This window comes from Chitinophaga niastensis, from assembly GCF_003014755.1.
In the GTDB taxonomy this organism is placed as follows: domain Bacteria; phylum Bacteroidota; class Bacteroidia; order Chitinophagales; family Chitinophagaceae; genus Chitinophaga; species Chitinophaga niastensis.
Window position 1 is genome coordinate 569,152 of the sequence record NZ_PYAW01000003.1, and the last position, 21,747, is coordinate 590,898.

Annotated in this window: 11 protein-coding genes; 6 read left to right on the forward strand and 5 right to left on the reverse strand. The window is 42.9% G+C overall.

The annotated features are described in order from the left end of the window. Positions 1-21: 21 nt before the first annotated feature. From CLV51_RS16940 to CLV51_RS16950, 3 genes are read right to left on the reverse strand one after another with little or no spacing between them, the layout of a single operon-like run. On the reverse strand, positions 22-696 hold the full coding sequence (locus tag CLV51_RS16940; RefSeq protein WP_106529241.1) for a hypothetical protein: 675 nt from the start codon (positions 694-696) through the stop codon (positions 22-24). Positions 697-728: 32 nt separating this feature from the next. After that, positions 729-2,270 carry a RagB/SusD family nutrient uptake outer membrane protein gene (locus CLV51_RS16945; RefSeq protein ID WP_106529242.1) on the reverse strand — a complete coding sequence of 514 codons (1,542 nt, stop codon included), beginning with the start codon at positions 2,268-2,270 and terminating at the stop codon, positions 729-731. Positions 2,271-2,288: 18 nt separating this feature from the next. Then, a complete protein-coding gene (locus tag CLV51_RS16950) occupies positions 2,289-5,444 on the reverse strand; it encodes a SusC/RagA family TonB-linked outer membrane protein (protein ID WP_106529243.1) in 3,156 nt (1,051 codons plus the stop codon). Between the two features lie 825 nt (positions 5,445-6,269). Between CLV51_RS16950 and CLV51_RS16955 the strand changes: the two genes are divergently transcribed. Then, on the forward strand, positions 6,270-11,054 hold the full coding sequence (locus CLV51_RS16955) for a translocation/assembly module TamB domain-containing protein (RefSeq protein ID WP_146151305.1): 4,785 nt from the start codon (positions 6,270-6,272) through the stop codon (positions 11,052-11,054). 403 nt (positions 11,055-11,457) lie between these two features. On the opposite strand, the gene CLV51_RS16960 is transcribed toward CLV51_RS16955, so the two are convergent. Continuing rightward, positions 11,458-12,660: a bifunctional 3,4-dihydroxy-2-butanone-4-phosphate synthase/GTP cyclohydrolase II gene (locus CLV51_RS16960; RefSeq protein WP_106529245.1), complete on the reverse strand. Its 1,203-nt coding sequence runs from the start codon at positions 12,658-12,660 to the stop codon at positions 11,458-11,460. 425 nt (positions 12,661-13,085) lie between these two features. On the opposite strand from CLV51_RS16960, the gene CLV51_RS16965 reads away from it, so the two are divergent. Both CLV51_RS16965 and CLV51_RS16970 read left to right on the forward strand, forming a co-directional pair. After that, the gene (locus CLV51_RS16965; protein WP_158267048.1) at positions 13,086-16,322 is read left to right on the forward strand and encodes a TonB-dependent receptor; all 3,237 of its coding nucleotides are present in this window, start codon (positions 13,086-13,088) and stop codon (positions 16,320-16,322) included. A gap of 104 nt (positions 16,323-16,426) precedes the next feature. Then, positions 16,427-17,890, forward strand: a complete 1,464-nt coding sequence (locus CLV51_RS16970; protein WP_106529247.1) for an OmpA family protein — start codon at positions 16,427-16,429, stop codon at positions 17,888-17,890. On the opposite strand, the gene CLV51_RS16975 is transcribed toward CLV51_RS16970, so the two are convergent. Next, the gene (locus CLV51_RS16975; protein ID WP_245898807.1) at positions 17,887-18,630 is read right to left on the reverse strand and encodes an alpha/beta hydrolase; all 744 of its coding nucleotides are present in this window, start codon (positions 18,628-18,630) and stop codon (positions 17,887-17,889) included. The genes CLV51_RS16970 and CLV51_RS16975 overlap by 4 nt on opposite strands. Before the next feature lie 57 nt (positions 18,631-18,687). On the opposite strand from CLV51_RS16975, the gene CLV51_RS16980 reads away from it, so the two are divergent. The 3 genes from CLV51_RS16980 to CLV51_RS16990 all read left to right on the forward strand — a co-directional run bounded on the left by CLV51_RS16980 (position 18,688) and on the right by CLV51_RS16990 (position 21,728). Continuing rightward, positions 18,688-19,395: an esterase family protein gene (locus CLV51_RS16980; protein ID WP_106529249.1), complete on the forward strand. Its 708-nt coding sequence runs from the start codon at positions 18,688-18,690 to the stop codon at positions 19,393-19,395. Between the two features lie 7 nt (positions 19,396-19,402). After that, a complete protein-coding gene (locus tag CLV51_RS16985) occupies positions 19,403-20,479 on the forward strand; it encodes an ATP-grasp domain-containing protein (RefSeq protein ID WP_106529250.1) in 1,077 nt (358 codons plus the stop codon). A gap of 148 nt (positions 20,480-20,627) precedes the next feature. Further along, on the forward strand, positions 20,628-21,728 hold the full coding sequence (locus CLV51_RS16990) for a carboxylate-amine ligase (protein ID WP_106529251.1): 1,101 nt from the start codon (positions 20,628-20,630) through the stop codon (positions 21,726-21,728). Positions 21,729-21,747 lie beyond the last annotated feature (19 nt).

A 21,747-nucleotide genomic window follows, 5' to 3' on the forward strand; every position in this document is an offset into this window, starting at 1 on the left:
TATTTTTTAGTGATGGCATTACTATCTCCAGTAGAAAAAATGATTGTTATTCAATACATGCAACACGCCTGTTTTCGTAAGGATCCCAGTTGTCCGACATATATCTTCCTTATCAATATCTGCTTTCGGGAATCCTGGCGGCAAAGGTTCCGGATCTTTACCGTTAATGATTTTTGTTAAAGACATATAACGTACAGGCTTGTCAAAAATGCCACCGTAATCAGTTGTTTCTCTAAGGCGAACTACAAAATCCTGTCCATCGAGGTTTTTGTAGAATGTTGGATCCAACGACAAATCCTCCCTGACAATTTTACCTTTAAACATATAAGCCCTGATAGAATCTCTCAACTCAGCAGGGGGAAAACTATCTATTGTGTAGGTAAGATTCTCATTGTTATGAGCTAACTGCAATTGAGATGAACGCGCATCCAACAGTAATTTAATTGAATAATTAGTAGATGCAAAAAAAGTAACATCACCGTTGATCTCATCTTTCATGCCCGCTTTGTCTATCAGCATAATGAGCGTATCAAACAGCTTGTTCTGTTTCAAATAATCGTAAGTAGTCAAATCTGTTTTAGGACTTGTAGCACTCCCACCTATAAAGTGATCATCTTTTTTGCAGGCGGTAACCATAATAGTGGCGAACAATAATACCCATCCGCACCTGGTCGTATATAGTTTCAGTTTGTTCATGATTCTTTTTTTATTGTTATTAGAAAACGGTGTTATTTCACTTTGCCAAGCCAATAACTATTTTGAGTAAGCACCGTATTATTCAGGAATAATTTGCGTGCAACCGGCCATTTCCAACCTTCTGCATTATAGCGGGTATCTGTAAATTTGCCACCGCTTTCTGTTTTCAGGTAACCTGTGCGCACAAGATCATACCAACGTTGGCCTTCTCCATACAATTCACGGGAGCGCTCACGGAATACTTCATATTTCACATCTCCGTTCCCATCAGTATCTGCAGCACCGGCACGCCTTCTCACCTTGTTAATATCACTCAGTGCAGCACCAGCATTTCCCTGATCAGCATAAGCTTCGGCGCGTAACAGGATTAAATCTGCATAACGCAGCAGGATGATATTAGCATCTACAGCAGCACCAGTATTATTACCAGGGTTTTTATAATAAATGTTTTGTGCATTAGGACCCGCAAATTTGCACAGTATATGTTTTGTTATATTAGTTTCTTTTAACCCATAGAAAAAGTAGTTTAAACGCAGATCGGTACTATCGTCATAAATATCATTCATCAGGTCTGTGTTAAGAATAGCCGGCGACCCGCTTTTCTTAATAATAAGGGGATCCTGGAGAATATTATAGTAATATCCATCTTCTGTCTGTTGTTCAATGGTAGACACCTGCATGTTCAACTCAAATATTCCCTCGCTTGTTTTTCCATGGAATATGCTGGGATAATTCGTAGCCGGTAACAGCTGATATTGACCACTGCTTTCAAGAGTATCTACAGCAGCAATAGCGTTGCTGAGATAAGCCGGATTACTTCCCTTTGTCAGGAAATTTTGCCACATGTAAATATGTGCCAGCAAGGCATAGGCAGCTCCCTTATTTGCTCTCACCGCTACTTCCGCACCCTTTTTATTAGTCCAGGGCAACAAGTTAATGGCTTGTTTCAGGTCATTAACACAACTATCCAACACCATTTTTTCATTGGTACGCGGTACATTTTTAGCATGTGCCGGATCAGCATCATACTGGTTTATCAGCGGTACATCTCCCCATATCCTCGTCATATAAAAATAAGTGTAGGCACGCAGAAATAAGGCTTCCCCTAAAAACCTGTTACGTGTTGGCGTAGGTGTTTCTGTAAACTGATTATCTGGTATTTTAGGTACGTTATATAAGATGATATTACTTTGGGTAATTATTTTATAGTAAGGTGTCCAGTCTGCTAAAGGATCCAGGTAATCTCCCAGAAAATCAGCAGTGGCCATACTATTACCGCCATTTACCAGAAAACTGAGGTCATACTGATTAAACACTGAAAACTCATAGGCAGGAAGACTACCATAAGCAAAATTCGACATGTAGCCGCCAAAGGCGGTATTGGTAGTTAGCGCATTTCTCAGCAATGCGTAGTTGCCGGCAATACCTTGTTCCGCATCACGCTGATTTTGCCAGAATACACTATTGTAAGGAGAATTGATAGGCTGCTGCTCCAACAGTTTTTTACAGGATACAAAAGGAGACAATAGCATGCCTGCAACCGCCACGGTGAATATATTTTTAAGACAATTCATATCTACTTCTTTTAAAAATTAAAAACCAACATTTACACCCAAAGTGAATTTCCGTGGTATTGGATAACCTCCACCGGTATAAGTTCCCCTTTCATCCACTGCTTCTGCATCCGGAACATTTGCTTTCTGGAACATTTTCACGTTATCTATCACACCATATACCTGCAGATTGCGCATTTTAATACGATCCAGGAATTTGCGGTTGAAAGTGTAAGACAGGTTTAAATATTTAATACGGGCATAACTGCCATTTTCAACAAATGCAGTAGAGAAAGGCAGGTACTGATAATAATAGCCAGGCGCATAAGGAAGCAGTTCAGAATATTTGGCATTATCACCCGGTTTGTGCCAGGTATCCACACTGGCAGGATCTATGCCAGCAATAGTTGCATAGTCGTTACGCAAACCCGTCAGCTTGTCGGACATATATTTGTTATAAATTTCACGACCCAGCAGGAAGGTGACGAATACTTCCAGGCTCACACCTTTGTACGAAAAAGTATTGGTGAATCCACCGGTAACACGCGGATTAGGATTACCACCCGCTACCTTATCATTCCAATCCCACACATCATAGTCATGGTTCTGATCTGTCCAGTTAAAATCACCTGCCTGTACAGTATGATTGCCATTCCAGTAAGTCATTTTTTCACCGGTATAGGGATTGAATGGAATATCTTTCTCTGTTTTATATACACCATTGCTCTTGATCATATAAAATTCATTGATCGGACGACCCTTTGTCAGGATATAGGTAATTCCAAGGTTATCATCAGACACAACAAGATCACGGTTACCATTAGGCAGCGCAGTGATCTGATTTTTGTTGAACGAAAGTATCAGGCGGCTATTCCACTGGAAAGCACTGGTAGGTGCCAGTATACGTCCCATAACAGTAAACTCGATACCTGTATTCCGCAATCCTACAGAGTTGGTATTTACTTTATTGTAACCACTGGTGGACGGTAACAGGAGATCAAACAGCGTTTTGGTTTTACCACGGTTGTAAGCGTCAACAGTAGCAGATAAACGACCATTGAAAAAACCTGCATCAAAACCAATGTTTGACTGGATAGATTGTTCCCATGTTAAACCTTTCTGGGCAACACCACCACTGAAGTTAGGCGTTACTGCATTCACCCCATTATAAGTGCCGGCAGAGGAACCACCATAAGAACCCTGGTTAATGCTGTAATTATTATAAGGAAGGTAATATCCCCCTGGTAAGCTACCGGTTACACCATAACTACCACGGATCTTAAACATATCCACTATATGCTTGAACGGTGCTGCAAATGGTTCGTCCAATATATTCCAACCGGCAGATACAGACGGGAAGTAACCCCAACGGCTGTCACTACCAAAACGGGAGGAAGCATCTGCACGCCATGCAAACGACAACAGGTATTTTTCTTTATAGTCGTAGTTGACACGTGCAAAGAATGATAACATACCGGCAGACTCATAATTGGAACCGGAAATAAGCGTACCATTGGCATCTTTCTGCACAAGATAATTCAGGTCATATCCCTGTACTACCTTCACATTATCATTGGTAATAGCGCCACTACCAATACCAGTATATTCGTTTTTAACATTATTGATCGTATTCCCTAATAACACATTTAAGTGATGATCTTTATTAGCAACGTCCGTTGTAAAATTCAACGTGTTATCCACGTTCATATTCTCATAGCGGCTCTTACTGCTTTGTGCATAAGACAACCCAACTATATTCAACTCACCTGGTCTGAAAATGTCACGTGAGTTGATACTGGATTGAACTGATCCGATAGAGGCAAAATGAAGTTTTGGTGTAAAATCATAATTCAATGTAATGCTCGCGGTAATATCATCGTTCAGGTTTTTATCCCGACCGGAAGTCAAATCACCGGTATAATTTTTCTTCTCTAAATCAGATATATTAAACAGAGAGGAAAGATATTGTCCATTCTGCAACGGGATCACATCTTCACCAGGAAACTGGCCACGGCCACGGGATCTGTCACCGCGACTTAAACGGAAAAGCGCATCCACATTAAATTTAGACGTCAACTTCATACCCATTACAGCAGAAACAGTATAACGCTTAAAGCCGGTGCCTTTAATAATACCATCTTCGTTATAGTAGTTACCACTGATGCGGTAATTGGTAGCTTCATTTGCTCCGGAAACAGACAAGTCATAGTTCTGCACAATACCATTCTGATAAAATAAATCCTGCCAGTCGGTAGCGCCACTAAAAGACGGATTCAAACTATCCGTTAACAGCATAGGAATAGCTGACCTCTTTAAATCATAACCCAGATGGTTTTCGAGGTAGTTCATTTTAAACTGCCGCTCTTCGGCTCCACCATATACTTTTTCCAGCTTTGGTTTCATGGTTTTACCAGCATAGCTCGAAAAATTCACCTGTGGTTTACCTGACTTACCACGTTTTGTTTTCACAATGATTACGCCGTTGGCGCCACGTGAACCGTAGATAGCAGCAGCAGAAGCATCCTTCAGAATGTCGATGGACTCAATATCATTCGGATTCAAGCCAGCAATATAGTTGGTACCGGTGTTATCAAATTGGGCCGCATCATCCAGTGAAATAGGAATACCGTCAATTACAAATAAGGGAGAGCTTAATGCGCGTGAATTATCTATAGAGCGACTGATAGAAGTATTACCACGTACCACAAACGAACCGCGTACACCCGGCTCACCGGTAAAATTCTGAACATTCAAACCAGCAGCACGACCTTGTAACAACTGATCAAAACTTGGTGAAGGCAGATTTTCTATCTCTTTCCCTTTCACGCTGGACACAGCTGCTGTTACCGTTTTGCGCTTTACTTCCTGGTAACCGATTATCACCACATCTTTCAGACTTTTCGGATCCGGGTTCAATGAAATATTGTACACCTCTTTATCAGACAGCTGCAATGTTTTTGTTTCAAAACCGATAAATGAAATGGTAAGCTGATGAGCAGTACCTTTTAATGTAAGGCTAAATTTACCATCAGGATTAGTAGCTACCCCATTATTGGTACCTACTTCCTTTATAGATACTCCCGGTAATGCTACCCCCTTGTCATCTCTGATGGTACCGGAAATTTTTCGCTCCTGGGCCCATACCTGCAGGCATAGCAATCCCATTAGCGCTAATAATAGCAACTTTTTGTGCATAGATTCTGGTTTAATAAACTACTTCGGAATTATTGGAATTGGTTGATTGGATTTAAATGATGCTCACTGTTTGTACTCACTGATTCTTTGAATAATTGTTTCAATGTTAAAGTAAAATGATTGTTCCTGTTTTGTGTGTAGCTGCCCGTTTAATAAACTATGTCGGAAAACTTGGATGGTTGATTAAATTATAAAGATGTTTACTGTTTTATGCCCACTATTATGTTCACTATTTTATATTCACTGATTTTCGGCTGATTATTCACTGTTGACATAAATGATTGTCCACTATTTATGCATTATCAGAGTGGAAATTATAAATGTTAATGTTTTCCTAATAACACAATAATAAGTTGTGACTTTAATATGACAATATGCATTTTAACAAATATAATGTAATTGTAGTTCTATAAAAAAATAATAATCAACTATTTATGTTTAAAAAGATAAGAATTAATCAATTACTCCTTATTTTTACATTAAAATCATATTATAAAATGATAAATTAACATCAATATCATAAACTATTCAAGACAATCTCATGATGGTATTAAACTTATCCAGTAGCTATATTACACTAAAATACCCGGTTTCAGCCCATAAATTACCCCGCTGCAAACAACAGCTTTGCTCTCCTACTCACCCCAACCCATATACGAAATAACTATTCGCTCTTTACAAATGCCTTTATGATACCGCTCATTTGTCCCAAAATAATCTAATTTGTTATTTACTATCCAGTTAATGACATGGACTGACAACTATTAATTATTTTTGCCGGATAAACTTTGCCGCCTGAAAAAAGTAAGGAAAATATTATCAGTTGTGTTACTGTGTTTGTTAGGCCTCATCATTTTGATAGGGATACTGGTAAACATCCCTGTGGTACAGAATTTCCTCGTGCATGAGGTCACCAGCCGCCTGTCGGAGCGGCTGAAAACACGCGTGGAAATTGACCATGTAAGCCTCCGGTTGTTTAACAGCATGCAGCTGGAAGGTGCACTGATAGAAGATAAACATAAAGATACGCTCCTGTACGCAGGCAAATTACAGCTACGCATCACCGACTGGTTCTTTTTTCAGGATAAACCAGTGATCAAATTCATAGGCCTCGACAATGCACAGATCAACCTGCACCGCTCCAGCACTGATTCTGTCTGGAACTTCCATTTCCTGGAAGAAGCCTTTGGATCATCCAAACCCGATACCAGCCAACAACCAGCCAAAACCATTGCGCTCGACCTGAAAAAAATTGACCTCCGCAATATCCAGGTGAAACAGGTGGATGCCTGGGTAGGAGAAGATATGCGGGCATCTGCCAAACGCATTTATATCGACGCTAAAAACCTGGACCTGGAGAAACATAATATAGATGTGCAGGAACTGTTGCTGGATCAACCAGCTTTTATTATCAGCAGCTACGCATCCTCTCCGCTCCGGCACAAACGCCCACCCACCGGCAACAGCAATCCGCTGCCCGATACCGGTGCGGCACACCAGCTCCGCTGGAACGGCGCCAACTGGAAGTTACTGGTAAAAGAACTGACTATTAAAAACGGAATGTTTGGTGTAGATAACCCCGACGACACTACGAAAATAGTACCCGGCTACTTTGCACCACATCACATCCGCTTCAACGAAATCAATCTCTCTCTTACTAATACCAGTCTCATAAAAGACAGTGTGATAGGAGATCTTAGCCTCAGTACCAAAGAACGCTCCGGCTTTGAAGTGAAAAAACTTACCAGCAGATTTAAGATGTCGCCCGTGGAAATGGAGTTTTCCAGGCTGAACCTGGAAACAAACCGCAGCCATATCGGCGACTATTACACCATGCAATACGGAGATATCAGCGATATGAGCGACTACATCAACGATGTGTTTATGCAGGCCCGCTTCAAAAACTGCAGGCTCTCCTCCGATGACATTGCCTTCTTTGCCCCACCCCTCGCTACCTGGAAAAAAGAAATTACTCTCACAGGTAAAGCCCGCGGACCAGTGAGCAACCTGAAAGCATCAGAAATAGAACTGCAGGCAGGTAATACCACCCGCTTAAAAGGTTCCCTCGAAATGCGCGGTCTGCCTGATATCTACCAAACATTCATCGACTTCCACTTAGAAGAACTGGTTACTACCGGTAAAGATGTAATGCAGATCATGCCCATTGTAAAAGATGTGAATGCCGTTCGCATAGACCGCCTCACTGCTATCCGCTTCCAGGGAAGTTATACCGGTTTTGTGAATGACTTTGTGGCCTATGGCCAGTTCCAGACCAATCTCGGCAAACTGAACTCGGATCTGAACTTCAAAACAAGTCGCGATGTGCCCGTATACTCCGGGAGCTTAACCGCTACCAACTTCGATATAGGCAGTCTCTTTGATAACAGCAACCTCGCTACCATTTCACTCGATGCTAAAGTAGATGGCGCCGGCTTCAACTTCAAAACGCTGAAAGCCAGTGTAGATGCAGATATAAAAGAGATATCACTTTTTGGATACAACTATCAGCACATCAAAACAAAAGGTGAAATGAGCCGTAAGTTTTTCAACGGCTCCTTAACTGCTAATGATCCTAACCTGGATATGGACTTTGCCGGTACCATCGATTTCAATGAAGCCCTGCCAGTATTCAATTTTAATTCGGAGATCCGCAAAAGTGATCTCAAAGCCCTGCATATCACTCAGGATTCTGTTACGCTGCAAGCCAAGCTGGACCTGAACTTTGCAGGTAGCACCATCGATAACTTTGATGGTGTGGCACGTATGTACGAGGTATCTGTATTTAAAGATAACCGCCGCCTGGAGTTCGACTCCCTCAACGTGTCTACCCATATACAGGATAATATTAAAGTACTGGAATTTGCCGGCAGTGAAATAAGCGGATATGTAAAAGGAGACTATAGTTTCCTGCAATTACCGGATGCTTTCCACCTGTTGTTATATAAATATTATCCCAGCTTTTTCAGCGCACCGCAAAATCCCAATATCAATCAGAATTTCAGCTTCGCCTTCCGGTTCGGAGATGTGGACAAACTGCTGAAAGGCTTTACCAAACAGTTTTCCGGCTTCAGTCAGACAAAGGTAGACGGGGCACTCAATACGATGAACGGAGGCAACCTCGCCCTAAACATCCTCATACCGGAGGCCGCTTATCTCAACTACCATGTTCAGAACCTACAGGTAAAAGGGAATGGCAACTTTAACAAAGTAAACATCAGCACCAGCATAGGCAAGGTACTGTCCGGGAAAAATGTGGTCCTGGAAAACCCACTGATACTGGCCAGTTCCGGGCATGATACCTCTTTCATAAAAGTAGATCTACAGGCAGAAGACACCTCTTCACTCGATGGTTTTTATGCCCGGGTGATCACGGTACAGGATGGCCTGAAAATCAATTTTCTGAATAGTGCCTTCACCGTAAACGAGCGGCAGTGGAACGTTACACCCGGTAATGAAATTTACTGGAGCAAACATTTCCTGACAGTGAAAAACCTGCGCGTTACCCGTAATGACCAAAGTATTACGGTGGAAACGAATGAATATAATCCGGATGAATCCAAATTTATTGTTACACTCAAAAACCTCAACCTCGCAGATGTAATACCGGCGCAGCTGATATCTACCCGCGTAGAAGGCATCACAGACGGGACTATCCATATTTCGGATCCTACACAAAACCTGGATATCAACACCGCACTGAGAACGCGGGAACTGCGTATAGACAATGATTCCATCGGCGTAGTAAATGTTGATGGTACGTATCATCAGCAAACCGGTGACGCTACCTTTGTCATCAAATCTGATAACGAAGGAAAAGCTTTCCTGGCGCAGGGCAAGGTAGGGTTATCTTCCACCAACAAAGCCATTGATGCAAGCATCAATGTAAACGGCACTTCTATCAGTTTATTAAATAAGTACCTGACGGGCTATGTATCTAATCTCACAGGAGCCGTAAACGGTAATCTCAACATTACCGGTACTACCAGTCAGCCTTCCGTTAAAGGCACCCTGACACTGGATACCGTAGGCGTTACAGTGGATTACCTGGGTACGCATTATAAGATACCTAAACTGAATGTGAATATCGATGACAACCTGATTGAGTTTGGCAACTTCTCCCTAATAGATAAATATAACACGGTAGGCACTGCCAGCGGTTATATCAGTCACGATCACTTTGATAAACTGAATTTTGATTTTGATGTTACCGGTAAAAAATTCCTCTTCCTCAATACCAGTGCAACGGATAATGATTTATTTTATGGAGATGTTATCGCGGATGGTAAAGTATATTTTTCCGGTCCGCTGAACGACATGCAAATGCACATTCTCGCCCGGCCAATCAAGGGAACACATTTCTATTTGCCTATGTCCGACAGTAAGGATATTGGTAAATACGATTACATCACCTTCAAGTCCTACGGCACAGAAATAAAAGATAAAAAGAAGAAAAAAGATAATACAAAACTTACTGTAAAGCTGGATATCGCTGCCAATCCGGATGCGCAGATTGATGTCATCCTCGATGCCACTACCGGCGATGTTATCTCTGCTAATGGTACCGGTAACCTTCAGATCACAGTAAATACGGAAGGTGAGTTCAGCATGTTCGGGAATTATGAAATCAATAATGGTTCCTATAATTTCAACTTTCAACGCCTTACCAGCTGGAAGTTTGATATAGAAAAGAACAGCACTATCACCTGGAATGGTGACCCACAGGATGCCAAAGTAAATATCATGGCTAAATACTCGCTGCCTAAAGTAAGTTTATACAACCTCGTAGGACAGGGAACCAATATCGCCACCGACAAACTGGCTACCCGCACAGAAAAAGTGGATGTAGAAATTAACCTGCGTGGCGCACTCCTCAAACCGGATATTACCTATTCCATTCAGTTGCCGGAAGTGGGCAGTCTGGCTTATGAGAGCGGTGTGGCGGCTCACCTGAAAGAAATCAACAATGATCAGAATAAAGCATTGTTCCAGGTATGGGGACTGCTGTTTTCTAATCAGTTCCTGCCAGACGATGCTACAGGCGCAGCTACCAACGTAGGTATTACCGGCAAAAACAGTGTGGGACAGGCATTATCAGCACAGGCGCAGGCCATTCTGAACAATATCACAGGGGTGTTACTAAAAGGTACCGGTATTGGTGTGAACGTAAACTACCGGGCTTATAATGTGGGTGGTCCGGCAGTGGACAACTCCTCAGTAGACCGTAACCAGGTGAGTGCCGGTATTACCAGTAACTTATTCAATAACCGTTTCCGTTTATATGCCGGTGGTGATTACGATTGGGGGAAAACATCTACATCTGCCAGTACCAACCGCTTTGCGGGCGACTTCCGCATAGAGTACCTGCTCACAGCTGATGGCCGCTTCCGTATCAATGCTTTTAGCAAATCAGATTACGATGTATATAACCTCAACAACCGTACGAAATCCGGTGTTGGCATCTCCTATATCAGGGAATACAATAAATTCAGTGAGTTGTTGAACAGGCGCAGATCTACGCCGCTATTGGATTCTCTACGCAAAGTAACAGCACTGAAAGAGAAACAGGAAGACTCGTTAAAAGTGAGGGGGGATACTAGTACGGTGCGCTAAATTTTCTTTCCCAGGATTAGACTGATTATGCTGATTACACTGATTTTATTTTTTTTGATTACAAAGGATTAAAAAAGATTGGCGGAGATCATCGCAGAAGTTGTCTGAACCAGGATTAAAGGATTTTACGGATTACCCTGATGGGTGTTTTGTTATTTAAAACATATAATTACATCGTATAAAATAAAAAGAGAAGGTCTGGAAATCCCAGACCTTCTCTTTTTATTTTCTTTCAAATATAAGACAACAAAACACCCATCAGGGTAATCCGTAAAATCCTTTAATCCTGGTTCAGACAACTTCTGCGATGATCTCCGCCAATCTTTTTTAATCCTTTATAATTAAAAAAATAAAATCAGTGTAATCAGCATAATCAGTCTAATCCTGGGAAAGACAACATCCGCTAACCGCGTAATATTTCATGACCGAGTTTATCTCTTTTGGTCCGCAGATAATTCTCATTATGCGGATTCGGATGTATTTCAATCGGCACATTTTCCACGACTTCCAAACCATAGCCACTCAAACCAGCACGTTTGCGGGGGTTATTAGTGATGAGACGTAATTTGGAAATATCCAGATGCCGGAGGATTTGTGCACCAACGCCATAATCGCGTTCATCCATTTTAAAGCCCAGTTCCAGGTTAGCCTCTACTGTATCGAGTCCTTCTTCCTGGAGTTTATACGCTTTTAATTTATTCATGAGACCGATACCACGACCTTCCTGGTTCATATATAATATAAGGCCTTTGCCTTCTTTCTCTACCATTTGCATGGCGGCGTGCAATTGCTCACCGCAGTCGCAACGGAGTGAATGCAGGATATCGCCGGTAACGCAGGAAGAATGTACACGTACAAGTACGGGTTCATCTTTGGTCCAGGTACCTTTTCTCAGCGCCATGTGTATTTCGCCGGAATTGATTTGTTTAAAGGCGATCAGTTCAAAGTTGCCGTATTTGGTAGGCATCTGTACCCTTACTCCCTCTTCTATCAGCGTTTCGGTGCTGAGCAGGTAAGTGATCAGGTCCTGTATAGAGATGAGTTTCAGATCAAACCGGGTAGCTATTTCGCGAAGTTGCGGTAAGCGTGCCATGGAACCATCTTCATTCATGATCTCTACCAGTACACCGGCTGGTTCAAAACCTGCCAGTCGTGCCAGATCAATAGTTGCCTCCGTATGGCCGGAACGGCGTAAAACGCCACCGGTTTTGGCTTTCAGCGGAAAAATATGTCCTGGTTTACCCAGGTGTTCTGGTTTGGTAGTAGGATCTATCAGTGCCTGAATGGTTTTGGCCCTGTCATGTGCAGATATTCCTGTGGTACAGCCATGTCCCAGCAGATCTACGGATACGGTAAATGGTGTTTGGTGTAAAGCCGTGTTATCGCGTACCATCAGCTCCAGTCCTAACTCTTCGCAACGCTCTTCTACCAGCGGTGCACAGATCAGGCCACGGCCGTGGGTGCTCATAAAATTGATAATTTCGGGCGTTACATTGCGCGCTGCAGTTATAAAGTCCCCTTCATTCTCACGGTCTTCATCATCCACTACAATTACCAGCTTACCGTTTCTTATATCTTCTATTGCTGCTTCTATTTTATCTAACATATAATATTCCCTCCGGGTAAGAAAATGTTGAATTGCGCAAAGTTACGACATATAGATGTTAAAAGATAAGGTGTAAAACATCCCTTTTACTGTTAAAAAAACGTTGCAGGAATGTTAATTATGCAGGCTGATTTTAACACATACAAAATAGCTCGCATTTATGATAGTTTATACACCTAAACAGGCATAAAGTTCAATCTGGGTATGGGTTTCATGCATTAATAATATCATCAATTTGAGGAATCATAATTTTTAAGGATTTTCTTGCGAAATCCTTTTATTTACGGGCATTCGGATAGATTATATCCAATTTTTTCCATATGGTTCGAGATATCAACACCGGGCTTAACAATTTGTTAATTCGGCGTTAAATTATTGCCAGGAAATTTTAGCAACTTTGCGCCATGAAACAAACTTCTAAAATCATGAGATTTAGAAAATTACTCTTTACATTTTCTTTATTACTTACAACATTACTTACCTATGCACAGGTTACGACCAGTAGCATCACCGGTGTTGTGACTGATTCAAAAGGGCAAGGGCTCATCGGAGCTACCGTAAAAGCCACACACACTCCAACCGGAACTGTTTATGGAACTACTACCCGCAATGGTGGCGAATTCACGATCCCTAACGTTCGCGTTGGCGGACCTTACAAAGTGGAAGTGTCCTTTATCAGTTACGGTACGGAAACTTTCAACGATATATTCCTGAAACTGGGAGAACCGTTGAAAATCAATGTAAAACTTTCTGAAGGCGCAACCAACCTGAAAGAAATAAGTATCACCGCTACTAAAAACATTGCACAAGGTAATGGCGGTACTGCACTGAACGTTTCCCGCACACAAATGGATAATATTCCTACTGTGAACAGAAGCGTACAGGATTTCGTGAAACTGAGCCCACAGGCATCTGTTTCTACAAACGGTAAAGATGGTTCACCTATGGGTATCTCCTTTGGTGGTCAGAGTAATAAATACAACCAGTTTGCAGTAGATGGCGCCGTAACAAACGATGTATTCGGCTTATCTGCTTCCGGTACCAATGGCGGTCAGGCAGGTGCCAACCCTATTTCTATCGAAACTATTGATCAGCTGCAAATTGTACTGAATCCTTACGATGTTAAGCAAAGTGGTTTCACCGGTGGTGGTATCAATGCTATCACCAAAAGTGGTACTAACCAATTCCATGGTGCTGCCTATTTATATTACCAGAATCAGGGCATGGTTGGTAAAGCTCCGGACTCTACCCGGTCCAGTTATGGTACCTTCAATAATAAAATTTTCGGTGCCAGCGTCGGTGGTCCGATCATCAAAAACAAACTGTTCTTCTTCATAAATGCTGAAAGATCTAAAAGGGTTAATCCAATCGATTTTAACCCGGGTACAGGTTCTTCCAACGTAACTGTAGACGAACTGCAAAATGTTTACAATCACGTAAAAACCAAATATGGTGTTGATCTGGGTGGTTTCACTGATCAGCAACGTGAAAAACCAGCCACGACTTTGTTTGGCCGTATTGACTGGAACATCAACAGCGTTCATAAGCTGACCTTCCGTCACAACTACCTGAATGCAAGCGATCTGGTATACAGCAGAACTAATAGCGCTGCAGCTTATTACAACAACTACTATACTTTCCCTTCTATCAGTAATTCAAGCGTAGTTGAATTAAACTCCAACTTCTCTAATAAACTTAGTAACGAGTTAAGGGTAGGATATAATAATGTAAAAGACAGAAGAAAATACCTTGGTTCACCATTCCCGAATGTTATTATCAACGACAACGGTCGTACTATTAACCTGGGCAGTGAATTCTCTTCCGGCGCCAATTCACTGAATCAGAGCATCTGGACTATTACAGATAACCTGACCATGTACCATGGCAAACACACTATCACAGTGGGCGCCAATGCTGAAATATACAAGATCAAAAATACTTTTATTCAGGGTGCTTTCGGTGCTTACGTGTTTGATTCCATCGCTGGTTTCGTAAATGACCTGAAACCGAAACAATACCAGATCAACTATACCACTGCAGATTCTACTCTTAGAGATGGTATCGGCTTCAAAGCTGCACAGATCGGTATCTACGCACAGGATGAATGGAATATCAGAAGAAACTTCACCCTGACCTATGGTGTAAGAATAGACATTCCTATATTCCCGACAACACCTCCGAATAACGAATCTTTCTCCAAAAATCCAAACTTTGCAGGCTATTCTACTACCACTATACCTAAATCAACACCACTCATTGCACCACGCGTTGGTTTCACATGGGATGTAACGAATGACGGTAAAACGATCATCCGTGGTGGTGTAGGTATTTTCACCGGCCGTGTACCTTTTGTATGGATTTCCAACCAGTATACCAATACCGGTAATATATACACGAACGTGAACCTGAGCGGTAACGGATTACCTAACTCATTCCGCTTCAACTACGATGGCAACAGTCCTTTCTACGGTCAATACTCAGCAGCAAATCTGTCTGCTATGGGTGCTAACGTAGGTAGCAAACCATCCAACATCAACCTGTCTGACAAGAGCTTTAAGTTCCCTCAGATGTTCAAAACAAACCTGGCTGTTGAAAGAAAACTGCCATGGGGTATGACCGCTACATTGGAAGGTAACTTTACAAAAACTGTCAACAACGCTATCTGGAACAACCTGAACGTTACAGCAACAGGTGACAGCGTTTCACTTGGTGGTGGTGTTAAAAGACCAATGTGGAAGAAAAAAGATCCTAACGCAGGTGACCAGATCCTGTTATTACAGAACACCAGCGATGGTTATACCTATAACATCTCCGGTGAGCTGACCAAAGTAACCAAAAACGGTCTGTTCTTCAAAGTAGGTTATTCCTATGGTGATGCTTATTCCGTTAATGATGGTACTTCTTCTACCGCTGCTTCCAACTGGCGCTTTGGACCAAACATCAATGGTTTGAATAACCTGGATATGGGCCGTTCTAACTACAGCATGGGTAGCCGCGTACTGGCAGTAGTTTCCAAAGCCTTTACTTATGGTAAAGCAAAACAATTCCGTACTTCAGTTACCTTATTCTACAATGGTCAGTCAGGTGTGCCTTATTCATGGGTATACTTCAACTCTGTTGATCCAACCGGTGATGACTTAGGTAGCAATGGTAACAATGACCTGATCTATATTCCTAAAGCTTCTGAAGTAAGCACCATGCGCTTCGATCCGATCTCTCAGAAAAATTCTGCCGGTGCAGTCATCTACACCCGTTCAGAAGCTGAACAGAGAACAGACCTTGAGCGCCTGATCAGCAACGATAGCTATCTGGACAAACACCGTGGCGAAAACGCGAAGAAAAATGCTTCCCGTACGCCGTTCGAAAATATCTTCGACTTCAAAGTGGCACAGGTACTGCCTATCTACAAGAATCATAAAATCGAACTTACTTTCGATATCCTGAACGTAGGTAACCTGCTGAACAGCGATTGGGGCAAAACTTACTTCATTAGTAACAACGCTGCTACTCCGCTTACATACAGAAAAGCGGATGTAAACGGTCCGGTATTCCAATATGACAGAAGAAGGGTTGTAAATGGTTTTGGTGATGAAAAACCTTACGCTATCAACAACTTTACTGCACGTTGGAGAGGACAGGTAGGCGTTCGCTACAGCTTCTAATTGAAATTACTATATACTTTACAAAAGACCTCCGTGCCATCACGGAGGTCTTTTTTTTACAATAAATCCATCCGGCTTCCCGTTATATCCCAAATCCTTTACCCTTGTCCCGTTTACGTTGTCTCCTCCTCCTTGCCTGTACAATCCATCTGTCCACTATCCATGCACAGAACATAGTACCTAATCCGGGCTTTGAAGATGTGAACATTTGCACAGAATATTCCGCACCCTGCGCGCCAAGCGCCTGGCAAGCGGTAGCACCGCATATCAGCAAAATCGTTTATAAAGATGAACTGGGCCAGCATTATGTTATGCTGACGATGCAAAGCCGCATCAATCCTGCCTTCCGGTCCTATTGCCAGACCCAGCTGCTATGCCCCCTGGAAAAAGGCCAGACATATAAACTGCGGCTATTTACCATGAGCAACCAGGATCAACTACCCCTCCCGGATATACGATTTGACACTGCACCCGTCTTCCGCAATCTCGCCGAAGCACTGGAATTACCCGCCTCCCTACATCTTACCAAAAAAGATATTGTTCGTAAATATTATAACTGGACCATCCTGGAAAAAACCTTTACAGCAGATAACGATGCCGGCTATATCGTTATTGGTAATTTCAGTAAACCGGCTGCTATTTATAAACAGGAGTTTTATCTCTATCTCGACAGCGTAACTATTACCCCGTTATCCGGTAAAATATGTAAGGATGCTGATACTGTAAAGGCGAAGCTGTATGCGTTTCACAAACGCCACTCCTACTATTCGCCAAACGCAGGAGGAGATGGAAGCCCCTTTGGCAAAGCAACGCCCGTACTGCCATTGGCCGTATTTCAGCGCAGTGGCATCTGTGATACCATCCTGCTGAGAAGTGATTTTTTTCTGCCCCGCAGCAAAGACGTAAATCCTTCTTACCTGGCACAACTGGAAAGCACCATGAAAGTGCAGCGCGATGATGTACGTAATAAAATTATGCTCACCGGCTATTCACATAAATCTCCCAATCCAAAATATAATGAGATAATGGCACAGGACCGCGCCAATGCAGTAGCCACTTATCTCGTATACAAACAGGGATTCAGTTATGACGATTTCATCATCACTGGTCTAAGTAAACCCTCACCAGGAGAAGATTCCAGCGAAGTGGTAGAATTGATTAGTTGTCAGCCTGCACCGGAACTAACGGCGCCGGTTATACGAACAGATACACTGCTGATTCCTGATCTGCTGTTTAAAGTCAACAGCCATGAACTGAATACAACCCTGCATGCCTCACTGGACAGCCTCATTGGCAAAATTTCGGTAAATGACAGTATATCCGTCACCGTTACCGGCCATACCGATAATACCGGCACCAGCGAATATAACCAGGAACTATCCATGCGGAGAGCTGTTACCGTAGCGGATTACATCCGCACTAAAAAATCAGGCAGTAATATCACACAGGTAAATGGTATGGGAGAATCCATGCCGGTGGCAGATAACAATACCGCCGCAGGAAGAAGAAAAAACAGAAGAGTAGAAATCATCATCTATCATCTTCCTAAAAATAATCTATCGCATTAAGAAAAGAAAGGCAGCTGAAGAAACACTTCCATGGCGGTTTTCCACGTAGCTATATCATGCCGTCCACCTGGAATCTCCAGGTAGTGAATATCCTCTTCCGGCTTATACCCTTTTAACACCAGTTCCTTTATCAGGTCTTTGGTGTCATCAATACTGTCAATAACACCGTTGTTATTACGATCTGCCGTTTCATCAGCAGTACCACATTCAAAAAAGAACTGTAACCCGGCACGGTAACCGCCTGAACGGATCAGCCGGTGCATGATACGGTCCTTGTCATCATGATAATCCCCGCCCAACGGCTTGCTACGCCACCATAATGCGCCAGAAAAAACACCCGCCAGCTGGAAAATGTCCGGATGATGCCAAACTATATCCAAAGCAGACAATCCTCCCAGTGAAAAGCCCGCAAATGCATGCTGCGTAAAGGTCATAGCCGGGTACTGCTGCTGAAGGAAAGGTAATAATTCACGGATAATAAAACGCCCATACCCCTCTGCCATGGCTCCATATCCCTGGTGATCCAGCACACCGGCTGTGCCATACTCTGCCCTGCGATGTACACCTGCATGAATACCCACCACTAAAACGGATGGGCTGGTATCAGGCAGTAAACCGGCCAGGTCCTGCCCATCATTTACCAGCAGCAGCACAGAAGGTGCTTCCCCCGTAAAATACGTGTCCAGCAATACTTCCCGCTGTAAAAAGGAAGAATTAATATGATGATGATGTGTTTGCACCCTAACAATTTACTGATAAACCAATAATCTTTTTTAAATTTATCTAAACACTTTCCCGTGACCGAAAACTATTTGAAATGGCATTCTCCCAACCTGGGAAAGGAATTTGAGATGTTGGTATTTGGCGATAGCGGATATCCGTTATTGCTTTTCCCTACCTCCATGGGCCGCTATTATGAAAGCAAGGATTTTGGCCTTATAGATGCCATCCGCTGGTTTATTGAAGAAGGCAGGGTAAAAGTATATTGCCCCGATAGTATTGACGCCAGCAGCTGGTATAATAAAAGTATTTCACCGGAACTTAGAGCGTATAATCATACCTGTTATGACAAACTGTTGATGGAAGAAGTACTGCCCCGCATGGAAGCAGAAACAGGTCATCAGCGGATAGCCGCCGCAGGCTGTAGTTTCGGCGGTTACCATGCCGCAAATTTTGCCTTCCGGCACCCGGATAAAGTGTCTTATTTGTTTAGCCTCAGTGGCATATTCGACATCAAACCACGCATGGATGGCTATTACGACGACAATGTATATTTTAATAATCCTACTGACTATGTACCGGATAATACACACGCAGACCTCTGGCGCATGGGCATTGTACTGGGCGTAGCGGATACCGACGTTACCAGGCCGCAAAATGAGCTGCTGTCAGGTATCCTGGCGGAGAAAAAGATTTCGCACTGGCTGGATATACGTCCGCATACGGTACACAACTGGCCCGTATGGCGTGAAATGCTGCCGCATTATCTATCACTTATCAAGTAAGTACTGTATGAAAAAAATAGGCATTCTCTTCGGACAGGAAAACACGTTTCCGCAGGCATTTGTAGACCGCGTAAACCGCATCAATCCACCAGGCATTTTTGCTGAATTTGTAACCATAGATAAAGTAATGCAGGGAGCCGATACCGGCTATGCTGTAATAGTAGACCGTATTTCACAAGATGTACCCTTTTACAGGGCCTACCTGAAAAATGCCGCTGCAACAGGTACTGCGGTTATCAACAATCCTTTCTGGTGGAGCGCCGATGATAAGTTCTTTAATAATGTGCTGGCAGAAAAAATTGATGTAAACGTGCCCCGCACAGTACTGTTGCCTTCTTATAAATTGCCGGACGACACTACTGATAAATCATTCCGCAACCTCATTTATCCGTTCGACTGGAATACTATTTTTGAATACGTTAGTTTTCCTGCTTACATGAAACCTTATGCCGGTGGCGGTTGGAAACATGTATACCAGGTAGATGATAAAGAAGATTTTTTTCGTAAACACAGTGAAACCGGGCAACTGGTGATGATGTTGCAGGAAGAAATTGATTTCAGCCAGTATTACCGCTGTTATTGCATTGGTGGCAAAGAAGTGCGTATTATGCCCTACAATCCTAAAAATCCGCATCCCCAGCGCTACCAGGCCGATTATAGCGGCAGCCCGGAGTTGATGGAAGAAATCACCCGGCAGGTCATTGCTCTCAATGAATATCTCGGCTACGATTTTAACACAGTGGAAATAGCTGTACGCAGTGAGGTTCCTTATGCTATTGACTTCTGCAATCCCGCACCGGATGCAGATCTTCATTCTGTAGGCCCGGAACATTTTGAGTGGGTGGTGGAAACAAGCGCCAGATATGCCATTCAACGGGCTATTGCGCAAAAGCCAGGGAAAGATAACCTTACCTGGGGCAAATTTGTACAGCGCCAGCCACACAAAACAAAGAAAGCAGCTGCAGCAACAAAGGAAACTAAGAAGAAAACAGTATCAGTTAAAGAGAAAAAAGCAACAACCACAAAGGAGAAAAAAGCGACGGCAAAAAAAAGCCCTGTTAAAAAGCAACAAAAAGAAAAGTGAATCGTTTTACTGGGCTACATTTGTAGACAGCCTTTAGCAGTTAGCTATTAGCTATTAGTAGTAACACTAAAAGCTAACCGCTAAAAGCTAATCGCTAAAATATCATTCACGCTAAAAGCTAACAGCTAATAGCTAAAAGCAACAAAACATGTTTAAGGCGTTCACGCTGGGCATTGAAGAAGAGTACATGGTAATGGACCCCAGCACCCGGGAACTCAGATCACATGAACAAAAAATTGTAGAACAGGCGCATAAAGTGATCAGCGACCAGGTAAAAGCCGAATTTCATCAGGCAGTAGTGGAAGTAGGCACAAAGATCTGCGCCAATATCCACGAAGCCAGGGCAGATGTATCCTTACTGCGCCGTACCATTGCGCAGATAGCCGGCGACCTTGGTTTCAGCATTGGTGCATCCGGCACACATCCCTTCAGCAAATGGGAGAAGCAACTGATCACCGATCATCCCCGCTACTTTGAAATAGTGAACGAAATGCAGGATGCCGCCCGATCCAATCTTATCTTTGGACTGCACGTGCATGTAGGTATGGAAAACAGGGAAATGGCTATTCATATAGCCAACTCCGTTAGATACTTTTTACCGCATATTTTTGCGCTCAGCACCAACTCGCCTTTTTGGGAAGGTCGTAATACCGGCTTCAAATCCTTTCGTACCAAGGTTTTCGATAAATTTCCCCGCACCGGTATCCCCGATTATTTTGCCAGCATAGAAGAATATGACAACTATATCAAGCTGCTGGTAAAAACCAATTGTATCGATAACGCCAAAAAAGTATGGTGGGATTTACGCGTACATCCTTTCTTCAACACGGTAGAATTCCGCGTGTGTGATGTACCGCTCACGGTAGACGATACGATAATACTGGCAGGATTATTCCAGGCTGTATGCGCCAAGATCTACAAGTTGCGCATGCAAAATCTCAACTTCATCATCTATAACCGCGCGCTCATCAACGAAAATAAATGGCGGGCATCCCGGTATGGTATTGATGGCTATCTGATTGATTTTGGTAAAGAGATGGAGATTAATACCCGCGCACTCATTTTTGAATTACTCGATTTTATTGATGATGTAGTGGACGAGCTGGGTAGCCGCGATGTAATTGCAGCCACTACCAGGCTAATGGAAAGAGGCAGTGGCGCAGACAAACAGCTGAAAGTATTTGAAGAAACCGGTAACCTGATAGCTGTTACCGACTTCATACAACAGCAGTTCCTGCAGGGGTGTTAGTGAAGAAGGGAAGTAATTC